The sequence below is a fragment of the Candidatus Omnitrophota bacterium genome, from assembly GCA_013791745.1.
Classification (GTDB): Bacteria; CG03; CG03; order CG03; family CG03; genus CG03.
On sequence record VMTH01000150.1, the window covers coordinates 1 to 11,004 of the forward strand.

Sequence of the window (11,004 nt, forward strand, 5' to 3'; positions counted from 1 at the left end):
ACTTTAACGCCTTTGCGGATACAGCCGGTTATAGCGGATTTTTTTCTGCCGCAGAATATATGCGTACGCACTACTGTCCCCCTATCTTTGATGATGTTTTTGACCCTTCCACTGCATATCGCCCATAATACCCTCTGTGATATTTGCCAGATGGTCTCCGATTTTTTCAAGGTTATCCACAAGATCAAGAAACAATATGCCTGATTTCAGGTTACATTCTCCTTTGTTCAGCCTGTCCACATGCCCGTTTTTCAGGTTTTTCTGAAAACGGTTTATCTTTTCTTCATGCTCCAGTATATTTTTTGCGCCGGATATATCGCTGCCGGCAAGAAGCTGTCCTGTTTCTGTCATCATGCTGTTTAATTCAGCCCACATAAGATCTAACTCTAAGACAGCTTCCGCGGTTAGAGGAAGCTTCTCTTCAATTTTCCTTTCGGCAAGTTCAGTAATATTTTCTGAGTGATCTCCGATTCTTTCTATATCATTGACATTGTGGATCAGCACCGGCAGCTGGCTGTTTTCATCCTCGGACAGGGTCTTACCGGAAAGTTCGACAATATACTGTGTTATCTCCGATTGCAGATTGTCGACGGCATCTTCCAGTTTCGCTACTTTTTTTATATTGTTTACTTCGTTGTTTATAAAACTTTCAAAGGCCAATGAAACTGATTCTGCAGCCAAGCTAAGCATATAGCCCGTTTCTTTTTTTATCATATCCAGCGCTATCCCCGGTGTTGCGAGAATATGTTTTTCAAGATACTGAGTCCCTATATCCACAGTCCCTTCTTTTTTCGGAACCATAAGGATACTTATTTTTTCAAGCCAGCCGACCATTGGCAGAAATACTATGGTGTTTACGATATTAAACAAGCTATGGGCCACCGCAATGTAGAACATTATGCTTTTTGACGATATTTCACCGGGGATAATTAAATATACCGCTTTCTCGTAGAGGCCTGTGTACAGGAAAAACATCATGTAAGCAGTTCCTAATACATTAAACAAAGTATGGGCCATCGCGGTTCTCTTTGCCGCTATATTTGTATTCAGCGCGGCCAGCTGAGCGGTTATTGTCGTTCCCACATTATCACCGAGTACAATTGCTATTGCCGCCGGAAAACCTAAGACCCCGTTAAAAGCCAGCACCTGAACAATGGCTATTGTCGCGCTCGAGCTTTGCAACAGAACTGTAAAAATGATTCCGGTCAAGACACCCAATATAGGGCTCTGGCCTAATGTGGCGAATATATTTATTATGTAAGAGCTGTTCTTTAAAGGTACAAAAGCATCTTTCATGAAAGAAAGTCCTGTGAACAGCAGGCCAAAACCAAGTATGACTTGTCCGAAAGATCTCGCCTTTCTGGTTTTGCCGAATTTCATCAGCATAAAACCTATTCCTATTGCCGGCAGTGAGTAGTTGGTAACTTTAAATATTGACATTGAGGATACCAGCCATGCGGTGAAGGTGGTTCCGATATTGGCGCCCATAACAACGGTTATTGCCTGGCTTAGGGAGAGAAGCCCGGCGTTAACGAAACCTACCGTCATAACTGTCGTTGCGCTGGAAGACTGAATCAAGCAGGTTACGATTGCCCCGACGAAAACCCCCATCGCCGGAACTTTCGTTGCGCTGTGTAAGAATGCTTTAAGTTTTTCCCCGGAAACCTTTTTAAGGCCGTCCGACATCAGTTCCATACCGAAAAAGAAAAACCCAAGGCCTCCCATCAGCATAAACAGCGTTTCCGTGGTCATAGCGGGATTGTATCAAATGTTTGTTTAATTCAAAACACGCTGCGGCGGTGAAGATTTTTTTGGAATGTGTTTTGCCGGAGGTGGGATTTGAACCCACACAAGCTAGTGCTCACTGCGCCCTGAACGCAGCGCGTCTGCCAGTTCCGCCACTCCGGCTGTATTTGCTATAATAATCTAATATGGAAGCGAAGTCAATAAAGATAAGAAACAGAAAGGCACATTTTAATTATCAGATCCTTGACAAATACGAGGCTGGAATAGAGCTGAAAGGCTGTGAAGTTAAATCCGTGCGTATGGGAAATGTAAGCCTTGAGGGCGCGTATGTGAAACTTCTGGGCGCAGAAGCCTTTATGGTGGGCATGCACATAAATCCGTATGAGTATTCGGGACTGGACAGGCCGGATCCCGACAGGGAGAGGCGTTTGCTGCTGCATAAAAGAGAGATTAAAAAAATAGGAGAGAAACAATCTCTTCAAAACTTGACAGTTGTTCCTCTTAGTTTGTATTTTAAACGTGGACTGGTTAAGTTAGAGATAGCGCTTGCCAAAGGCAAAAAACTTTATGACAAGCGGGATACCCTGAAGAAAAAGACTATTCTGAAGGAAATAGGGGGTGAAAGGTCTCGACGGTGACAGTGTCCTTTTCAGGCAGCAGGCTGCGGATGGTCGTGGGCCGCATATAAATTCGACCGCTTTAAACTGCCAACAACATGGCAATGGCAACCTGCTAAAGGTTACCCGGTGTCCCCGGCACGTTCGCCGGCCGGGATGACGCCGACATCAGGTGAGCTGGCGCGGAAGAGCGTTTCCCTCTTTCGCGTGAGAAAACAGGAAACTACCCTTGCCGTATTTCGTCTGCGGAAGACGGCTACTGGGGAAATTTAAAACGCAGAATAAGCCTGTAGATACCCGGAAGGTGCTTTATCGGACGCGGGTTCGACTCCCGCCACCTCCAGTAGTTTTAAAGTAAAGGTGGAGCAAGCCAACTGCTTGGCTTGCCGTGTTTGGGGTTTTGGAAGCGCGGATGCGCTCGAAGCGAAGATTAGGAGGATACACAGATGCCTGTATTTGTCAGTGATGCTAAACTCGGAGCGGAAAAACAAAAAGTTGTGGAAACGGCCCTTAAAATCCTGGCGGAACTCATAAAAGCGGACGGCTGTTCCTTTATGATGAAGCACGATGACACGGATGAGATCGAAATAGTCTCATCGGGAGAAGAGAGCGCTGAAGTTGCCGGCAAGAAACTGGGAATCCGCGTCAAGGTCGGAGAAAGGATAGCGGGGAGATCCGCCGCCGAAAAGAAGCCCTTCCTGATCGTCGGGGACATTTCCCACAACAAAAATTTCACCCATTTGAAAAAATATGAGGAAATATCATCCGGTTTGAGCGTGCCGGCAGTCAAAAACGGTAAAGTCGTAGGGGTGATCAACGCAAAAAAATCCACATCAAAAGATATCCTGACACAGGATAATCTGGACACCGCCAAGATCATAGCCGATATCATCGCCGCGGAATTTTAAGCCAGTAATAATGAGATTGCGCTTCTTACCGGCATTTCTGGCTTTTTTTCTCCCTGCGCAGTTATTGGCGGCTCAACAGGGCGCGGATATACAGACGAAGATCGCCATAGAAAAAAATCTGGAAGAGCGTCTCCACAGGATATTAACCGAAATAATCGGTACAGATAAACTGATCATTGTCATAGATGTTCAGCTTGTCGGCAGTGATGAAGGCAAGGATGAAGAAGACGAGGTCGTGCTGCCGGGCGTGCCGCTCCAGGAAAAACTCGGCCTGGGCATCGCCGGCCTGCAGCTGGGCGATACGGCGAAAAAATAAAAAAACTTTCAGCGCAGATCATAGTCGACAACAGTCTACCGGAAAGCATGGTCAAGGTCATCAAAGAGGTATCGGCCGGCGTGCTCGGCATGGATGCGGAGAGGGGCGATATCCTCTCCATAGAGAGGATCAATTTCAGAAAAAACCCATTCAGCTGGTCCGATATTATCTATCCTCCTCATTTATGGGGTCTTTTGTTCACGGCGTTCCTGGGCGCGGGCCTGGCCGCTTTTTTCATTTTTGTCACGAAGACTTTTCCGGGTTCTGCCGACGCGGTATCGCAGGCGGTGAGGGATTCGGGCGAGAAAAATGTTGTCGGAACAGCCGGAGGTTTTTCTTCTGCACTGACGGCATCGCCGTCGCTTTATCCTGATTCCCGCGGTCGCGGTATATCCTCGGAAGAAAAAGGGCATTTTTCTTTTCTGACACCGGAGACTGCGGATAAACTTATATTTCTGCTCAAAAAAGAAAAACCGGAAAATATAGCTCTTGTTTTGAATTACGCCCCCGGCTTATCAGGAGCTATTCTTTCAGGTCTGGACAGGAAACTCGCCGGCGATGCCCTTGCCCGCCTGACTGATACGCGGTCTCTTCCGGGTGAAGAAGTTTCCAGGTGGGAGAACGAACTGAGGCAGAAACTTGATTTTTTTGTCGGCGGCAAAGAGGTCGTTTCAGACATACTGGAAAATCTCTCCGATGAGGAAATGGATGAATATATCGCGTTTATAGGCGAGAAAGACCGCGCTTTCTCCGAAGAACTCAGGAAGTCCGTTTTCAGGCCGTCGCATCTTGCGGAAATGAGCACGGAAAACCTGCTGCTCGTCTACCAGCATTTTAATCCTGTTTCATTTGCCGATGTGCTGAGGACTCTTCCTGAAGATATGAGAAAGAAGGCGCTCGGTAAATTGCCTGAAGGCATATCATCGCGGCTGAGCGAGGAAATAGAGCTCGGCGCCGGTTCGGGTAAGGAAAAACTGCTCGCGGAAAAGAAGGATCTTTCGCGCTTAGTGTCGCGCCTTAGAAGAGACGGCCTGCTGAAAACTGATTCAACGGAGACTTAAATTTTATGGATCTAATGACGGTTCTGGGCCTTGCCATCGGCGGCGGCGCGATATATATTGTCATGCTCCACGGGGATGTTGTCTATCTGCTGTTCAATCTGGACGCCGCCATTCTTGTTTTCGGCGGGACACTGGGCTCCACCATGATAGCTTTCCCTTTTAAAACCATTGTTCAGCTTCCGCGCGCCGTTAAGCTTATTTTTTTTCCGCCGCCGAAAATTAACATAGGCGGCCTTATAAAGGATATGGCTGTTCTTTCGGCCGAGGCGAAAAAATCGGGGATTATGACGCTCTCGGACGGGAAGCTGAGGACGAAAGATCATTTTCTTTCGGAAAACATAAAAAAAATTGCGAACGGTGTGGAAAAAGACATTATTGTCGAGAACATGCGGCAGGAAATCTTTTCCGTGGCCCAGAGACATGAAAGGGCATCGGGGGTTCTTCAGGCGATGGCCACCTTTTCTCCGATTTTCGGGTTGCTGGGTACGCTGATCGGCGTGATCCAGGTGCTTAAAAACCTGCAGGACCCCCAGAGCATGGGGGCCTCAATGGCCATTGCCGTGACGACGACTTTTTACGGTATTTTCGGCGCGAATTTTCTTTTTCTGCCGGCATCGCTGAAGCTGGGGGAATATTCAAGAGAGGAAATACTCGCTAAGGAACTCATAGCCGAGGGGCTGGAATCTGTTCTCAACGGCGAGGTGCCGTCCATAACCATGCGCCGTCTTGACGCATTCCTGTCAAAGCAGATCCGCGCGAAACAGCAATGATGGCAAATGGAAACGTTTCTTAATATGACAGCCTCATGGGGATGGCGCATCGGGTGAGGCGGTGTATTAGGAACCGTCCCCAATAAGGCATGATATTCCGTCCGATCAAACAAGCCGCGAAAGAACCCATCTGGCTGACTGTTTTCTGCGATATGACGACCAACCTGATGCTTTTTTTTCTGCTGCTATACGGTTTTACGAGACTTTCCAAGAGCCGCCAGCAGGAAATGTATGCCGCGCTGAGCTCGGCGGGGAACAGGGAAAAAATCCTTCAGCGTAAGGCCGACGGCGTGCTGAAAAAATTCGCGGAAGACGAAACAAGCTCTAATCTTAAACAAATGATGAGCCGGGGCGATCTGAACAAATACTCAAATCTTGAAACTTCCGAAAGCCAGATAAGGCTTGTCCTGAACACTCCTGTTCTTTTTGACTCGGGCCGCGCGGAATTGAAGCCCGAAACAAAAGCGTTGTTAAGGGGCATAGCAAGGACATTGTCAATGACATCTTACAGAATAGTGGTGGAGGGGCACACCGACAATGTACCGATAAAAAGTCAGGATTTCAGGTCAAATTGGGAACTTTCCGCGCGCCGGGCGGTGAATGTTATAAATTATTTTGTCAGCCGCGGCCTGCCGCCTGACAGGTGCATCGCCGCGGGATACGGCGAATATTTCCCGCGCTATTCCAATGATGATTTTGCGCAGAGGCAGAAAAACCGCAGGATAGAAATCGTCCTCCTCAAGGAGGATATAGAGTGAGCAGTTTCATCGCCGGACGCCGGCGGAGCGACAGAATAATCGGTGAAAAGAAAAGATTCGATCCGTCCTCGTGGAAAACGCCTTACGGCACGATGATGCTGCTGTGCATGATTTTTTTTATGATTCTTTATACCATATCGTTAAAGTCGGGCGTTGAATACGAGGGGGTCATAGCGAAGCTGCAGGAGGGGGTTTCGCGTGAAAAGCACTCATCCGGGGATGTTGAAACGGCCGAGAAAATGGAGGAAATATTCGGTTCCGAAAAAGGCGTCATTCAGATGGATGCGAGGAAAATAAAGATAATGCTGGACAGCCCCGTGCTTTTTGACTCGGGTTCCGCCGAACTTAAAGAAAGCAGCCGCGATGTCCTCTTTAAAGTTGCGCAGGTGCTCAGGGAAACGCGCAACAAGGTGAATGTCGCCGGCCACACGGACGACATCCCTTTCAGGGCTCTCCCCGGCGGGAATTTTGAGCTCTCAACTCTGCGGGCATTTAATGTGATCAGGTATTTTATAGATGTTGAGAAAATACCGCCGACAAGATTTTCCGCCTATGGTTTCGGAGAACACAGTCCTGTCGCGCCGAACACCGACAGCGCCGGCCGCAGCCGCAACAGGCGCATAGAGATCAGCATCCTGCGTGAAACGGCACGAAGAGAAGGCGCGAAAACCTGATATGAGGATTGGATGTATTTCCGCCGCCGTGTTTTTGGCCTCTGTTTCCCTGTGCCCGGCCGCGGATGATATAGGCGCGTTGTATAATTCCGCCGTGAAAAATTTCAGCGCGGGCAAATACAGCGACGCGATCAGGTGCTGGCAGAGGATACTTGAAATAGATCCCGAACAGGTGCCCCCGCATAAAATGATAGAATTCACGAGAGGCAAGATAAAACAGGAGCTCGCGCCGCGGGTGCAGGCCTTTGAAAAAAATATGCAGGCCGGAAAATGGTTCATCGCCCATGACGCCGCGTGCAGGGTGCTGGATATTGACCCGGCATATCCGGGCCTCGCCGAAAAAAAAGACAAGCTCGGTGAAATAGCCGGAATCACCGAAGATTGTTCGGGCTCCGGCAAGGTGCCGATCATGCTGAGAAAAAGCGTCCACGCTTATTTTGATAAAAATCCCGCGCTTATGTTTGACGCGGCCATATATGCCGAGCAGTTAAATAAGGACATTGCCCTCGGCAGGAAAATTTCCGCCCTGCTCTCTTATATGGAAAAAAAATACCCCGAGGCAAGATCCCGCGTTAAGCTGATAGCGGGCATGGATCTGATGAAACAGCTGCTCCAGAGCTCGCTTGATTCTATTTACAAAGCCGATTACACCGGCGCGATCATGTTTTGCGACAGGATTCTCGCGCTTGATGAGAGCAGCACCCTCGCCCTTATGAGAAAAGGTTCGGCGTATTATGCGCTCAACAATTTTAATGAGGCGCGTAAAAACTGGCAGCTGGCGCTTAAAACAGATCCAGGAAACAAAGATGTGAAAAAATTTCTGAATCTGCTGGATAGAAAAAAGAAAAAAACCGGCGGGAAAAAATAGAGGAGGTTTAAATGAGCGATTTCAAGATCATTACCTGCATAGTTGAGAGGGGAAAGGCTGATAAGATCATAGAAAAAATATCCTCGTCAACGGGCTACGGCGTGACGAGTCATTACGCCCGCGGCACGGGCGTGCGGGAAAAGATAGGTTTCATCGGCCGTCTGATAGAGCCGGAGAAGGAAGTTTTTACGACGGTTGTGCCCGCTGAAAAAGCGGATGAAGTGTTCAATAAGATCGTGGAGCTGGCGCATCTGAAGGAACCCGGCAAGGGTTTCGCCTTCATCCAGGATGTTGAACGGGCTGTGGGGTTTTACCAGAGGGACTGACTTGTGAAGACGCTTTTTTTTATAATCGTCGCCGGCGCCGCGCTGTACCTGTCTAAAAGTGTGAGCGTTAAGCCCTATGTGCCGGAATCGGCGAAGAAGCTCGGCGCGTCACTGGGGGAATTCAAAGAAAAATATTCGGGGCTCTCTCCGGAACAGCAGAAGACCTTGGATGATCTTTCCTCCAGCCGTGACAGCGGGATTTCTTCGGAAGAACGCCAGATCATGGCTGAGATCCATAAGACCATGCAGGCGGAGAGAAAAGCGCCGGTCATAGAAAAATTCAATAAGATGTTTTCCCCCGAGGGCGAGGAAAAGGAAATAGTGCAAAAGAGGACGCTATCGGAGTACGCTTATGTGTTTCATCTCCGGCTTCTGAAGATACATAGGGGGCTGCGGCCTTATTATTACTGGGCCTCGGCATTTATATTCCTTTTTTCCCTTGCGTTCGCGAAAAATCTGTATTATTACAGGGCCGTTAAATTTTTTTCCGCAGGTGGTTTTACGGTCTCGCGCTGCGTTATGTTCCTTTTGTCGGCGGCGGCGATCATTTTTTATTTGAGCCTGAAAAGGAATATCTGGCAGGAGTGCGGCGGCGATATATTCCCGCCGGTGGCTGTTCTTTTGGCGGCATCCTCGGCGGCGCTGAAATTATATGACACTAATTTTCCGGTTTACAGCAGGCTCATGGGGAGTTTTCTTCTGCCCGGCCTGTCATTTCTGCTGATTGCCTCCGGATTATAAATATAGTATTTTAGGATGGAATTTATGAATGTGAAAAAAATATTACTTGTAATGTCGACGGCGATTTTGTTTTTGATTGCCGGAGCAGCCTCTTCCTTAGTGGCGCAATCGCCGGCGGAGATACAGCTTGCCGTAGCCGCGCCCGATCCGGCCAAGGCGGGCGACGAGCTGACTTTCCAGATAATAATGCTGAATAAGGAAACGGCCGCCTGGGCGAAAACTGATATCAACTGCGTTATAGAGCTTTTTGATTCGTCGGGAAAATATATAGGCAAAACGCAGGGCTTTAAACTGCCTTCCGATGTGCCGCAGGGGGGATCCTCTCTTATACTCGCGTCTCATCAGATCCCTTTTTCCTATTCCGGGCGCTATCAGTTCAGGGTGATGCTCTATAAAAAAGGCCAGAATATACTCACAAGCGCTTTTTATGATTTCAGCGTCAAAGCGGCGGCCGTGGAGGAAAAAAAATACAAGCCGTTATTCCTCAACGGGAACATGTCCTTTCTCTACAAGAACAGCCAGCGCGCGGATTATCAGGGCTCTGTTTCCGCCAATCTCCTCGGTAAATTATATGACAGTACGCTGATATTTAATTCAAATGCTTATTCTTCGGAAGATGACAGATTTGACATTGATTCCATTTATCTGTCTCTTTTCGCCAGGAAATATAAAGTGTCAGCCGGTGATGTGATGCCTGAATTTTCTCCGCTGTCGCTTTATTCTCTCGCCGGACGCGGTCTTGTTCTGGACTATATGACCCGTTCCGCCGATTTTTCCGGCGCTTATATAAGAACGCAGGAGGCGGCTGAGGGAGACGCCACCTCCAACGGCGTTTATGCCAGATACACGGGCGGCCTCAACGCGTCTGTGAAACTGCCGGCAGGTTTCGGTTTAAAATTATCGGGTGTTCAGACATACGATTCTGAAAGTTCCATCAGCGATCCCGGCCCCGCGAATTCCGCAATAGCGAACGAAGTTTTGAGTTCCGAGATGCGCTGGGCCTGCGGGTTTATGGATGTGAAGGGAGAGTTCGCCTCCAGCTCGCGCAGGGAAAAAGAGTATATCGCCGGCAGTGACTCATACGACAGCGGGGTTTCAACAACCGGCGCGGCATACAGGTTTGAAACGCGGTTTTTTACAAGAAAGTTTAATTTGAAAGGGAAATACCAGAAAGCGGAAGCGGATTTTTTAAGCCTCTCAAGCCCCGGCCTTTATCCCGACAGAGAGAGCTCCGAGGTGTCCGGGGGGTATTCTCCTTTTCAATTCCTGAGGCTTTCCGGCGGTGTTCAATCCTCGGAAGATAACCTGGAGAATGACGCGGACAGAGACACGACAAAGCAGACCGTGTCAAATTACGGTTTCCAGATCAATGTGAAAGATCTTCCGGGCATCAGCGTTTCATCCACGCTGAACAAAGTGGAGGGCAGTTCCGTCACCGTGCTGAGTAATGAGACGAAAGGGCTGAATATGGGCCTGAGCTACCGGATAGGGGGCCAGATGATCTCGGCGGGAATTTCCGAGTCGGCTTTCAGGAATTACGCCTCAACGGTCACCGGGCAGGATCTTGACACCGGTGTTTTCTCTTTCGCTTATTCCGGAGCCATTGGTTCTTTTTTGTCTTTTGACGCCGGCTACACAAGTAACGAAACAAAGAATCTGTACGATCTGTCTATTGATGAGACGACCTCTCTTTCGCTTGGCGCCAATGTCAAGTTCACAAAAACGCTGAATCTGTTTTTGTACGGTTCAAAAACTTCAAGGGAGAAGCTCGCGGACAATGTGAAAACAGATACGCAGAATTACTCGGCTGAAATCACCTATAACGCCCGCAAAAATCTTTCCGTCACAACCGGTGTCAGCGTTGAGAAAAACGACGAAACAACTGACGCCGAGGATTACAGTTCCACGGGTTATCTCTTCCGCCTTCACTACAGTTTCTAATGTAATTAGGATTCCCGTTACATTTCCGGGGCCGGGCAGTTTGGTGACATAAATCACGTAGACAGCCCTGCGGAAAAAAACTATGATATAGCATGAAAACTAAAAAAGTGCTGATTGTGGACGATGACCCGGGTATCAGAACCATGAACGGTTTTACGCTCATGCACGAAGGTTTTGATGTTTTTTATGAATCAGAGGGCCCGTCGGCGCTGGCCAGGCTTTATCAGGAGGATTTTGACCTGGTGCTGCTGGATCTGCGGCTTCCGTATTTGAGCGGA

General features: G+C 48.5%; 12 protein-coding genes, 1 tRNA gene, 1 other RNA gene and 1 pseudogene. 13 read left to right on the forward strand and 2 right to left on the reverse strand.

Annotation, left to right across the window (positions count from 1 at the left end):
- Nucleotides 1-81: 81 nt before the first annotated feature.
- The gene (locus tag FP827_07140) at nucleotides 82-1,752 is read right to left on the reverse strand and encodes a Na/Pi cotransporter family protein (GenBank protein MBA3052843.1); all 1,671 of its coding nucleotides are present in this window, start codon (nucleotides 1,750-1,752) and stop codon (nucleotides 82-84) included.
- A 72-nt stretch (nucleotides 1,753-1,824) separates the two neighbouring features.
- Nucleotides 1,825-1,908: transfer RNA gene (locus FP827_07145), tRNA-Leu, on the reverse strand.
- A gap of 23 nt (nucleotides 1,909-1,931) precedes the next feature.
- Between FP827_07145 and smpB the strand changes: the two are divergent.
- The 13 genes and pseudogenes from smpB to FP827_07210 form a co-directional block, all read left to right on the forward strand.
- A pseudogene (smpB, locus tag FP827_07150) lies at nucleotides 1,932-2,360 on the forward strand (SsrA-binding protein SmpB).
- Nucleotides 2,361-2,709: a transfer-messenger RNA gene (gene ssrA, locus FP827_07155) on the forward strand. It begins immediately after the preceding pseudogene.
- A gap of 100 nt (nucleotides 2,710-2,809) precedes the next feature.
- On the forward strand, nucleotides 2,810-3,271 hold the full coding sequence (locus FP827_07160) for a GAF domain-containing protein (protein MBA3052844.1): 462 nt from the start codon (nucleotides 2,810-2,812) through the stop codon (nucleotides 3,269-3,271).
- 64 nt (nucleotides 3,272-3,335) lie between these two features.
- The gene (locus FP827_07165; protein ID MBA3052845.1) at nucleotides 3,336-3,587 is read left to right on the forward strand and encodes a hypothetical protein; all 252 of its coding nucleotides are present in this window, start codon (nucleotides 3,336-3,338) and stop codon (nucleotides 3,585-3,587) included.
- A 47-nt stretch (nucleotides 3,588-3,634) separates the two neighbouring features.
- Nucleotides 3,635-4,648 carry a hypothetical protein gene (locus tag FP827_07170; GenBank protein ID MBA3052846.1) on the forward strand — a complete coding sequence of 338 codons (1,014 nt, stop codon included), beginning with the start codon at nucleotides 3,635-3,637 and terminating at the stop codon, nucleotides 4,646-4,648.
- A 5-nt stretch (nucleotides 4,649-4,653) separates the two neighbouring features.
- Nucleotides 4,654-5,418, forward strand: a complete 765-nt coding sequence (locus FP827_07175) for a hypothetical protein (GenBank protein MBA3052847.1) — start codon at nucleotides 4,654-4,656, stop codon at nucleotides 5,416-5,418.
- A gap of 89 nt (nucleotides 5,419-5,507) precedes the next feature.
- Nucleotides 5,508-6,176: an OmpA family protein gene (locus FP827_07180; GenBank protein MBA3052848.1), complete on the forward strand. Its 669-nt coding sequence runs from the start codon at nucleotides 5,508-5,510 to the stop codon at nucleotides 6,174-6,176.
- Entirely contained in the window at nucleotides 6,173-6,850 is a 678-nt protein-coding gene (locus FP827_07185) for an OmpA family protein (protein ID MBA3052849.1), read from the forward strand. Before FP827_07180 ends, FP827_07185 begins: the two co-directional genes overlap by 4 nt.
- 1 nt (nucleotide 6,851) lies before the next feature.
- Entirely contained in the window at nucleotides 6,852-7,718 is an 867-nt protein-coding gene (locus FP827_07190; GenBank protein ID MBA3052850.1) for a tetratricopeptide repeat protein, read from the forward strand.
- Between the two features lie 11 nt (nucleotides 7,719-7,729).
- Nucleotides 7,730-8,044 (forward strand): P-II family nitrogen regulator, encoded by a 315-nt coding sequence (locus tag FP827_07195; protein ID MBA3052851.1) that lies wholly within the window; start codon nucleotides 7,730-7,732, stop codon nucleotides 8,042-8,044.
- 3 nt (nucleotides 8,045-8,047) lie between these two features.
- Complete coding sequence (locus FP827_07200; GenBank protein MBA3052852.1) at nucleotides 8,048-8,785, forward strand: hypothetical protein; 738 nt, start codon at nucleotides 8,048-8,050, stop codon at nucleotides 8,783-8,785.
- A gap of 30 nt (nucleotides 8,786-8,815) precedes the next feature.
- The gene (locus tag FP827_07205; GenBank protein ID MBA3052853.1) at nucleotides 8,816-10,726 is read left to right on the forward strand and encodes a hypothetical protein; all 1,911 of its coding nucleotides are present in this window, start codon (nucleotides 8,816-8,818) and stop codon (nucleotides 10,724-10,726) included.
- A gap of 92 nt (nucleotides 10,727-10,818) precedes the next feature.
- The coding region (locus FP827_07210; GenBank protein MBA3052854.1) for a response regulator at nucleotides 10,819-11,004 on the forward strand (186 nt) is incomplete at its 3' end.

Bases quoted from the DNA above. Each gene is read 5' to 3' on its own strand.
- FP827_07170 (MBA3052846.1), top strand. From the start codon at position 3,635: ATGGTCAAGGTCATCAAAGAGGTATCGGCCGGCGTGCTCGGCATGGAT.
- FP827_07160 (MBA3052844.1), top strand. From the start codon at position 2,810: ATGCCTGTATTTGTCAGTGATGCTAAACTCGGAGCGGAAAAACAAAAA.
- FP827_07195 (MBA3052851.1), top strand. From the start codon at position 7,730: ATGAGCGATTTCAAGATCATTACCTGCATAGTTGAGAGGGGAAAGGCT.
- FP827_07175 (MBA3052847.1), top strand. From the start codon at position 4,654: ATGGATCTAATGACGGTTCTGGGCCTTGCCATCGGCGGCGGCGCGATA.
- FP827_07140 (MBA3052843.1), bottom strand. From the start codon at position 1,752: ATGACCACGGAAACGCTGTTTATGCTGATGGGAGGCCTTGGGTTTTTC.
- FP827_07190 (MBA3052850.1), top strand. From the start codon at position 6,852: ATGAGGATTGGATGTATTTCCGCCGCCGTGTTTTTGGCCTCTGTTTCC.
- FP827_07180 (MBA3052848.1), top strand. From the start codon at position 5,508: ATGATATTCCGTCCGATCAAACAAGCCGCGAAAGAACCCATCTGGCTG.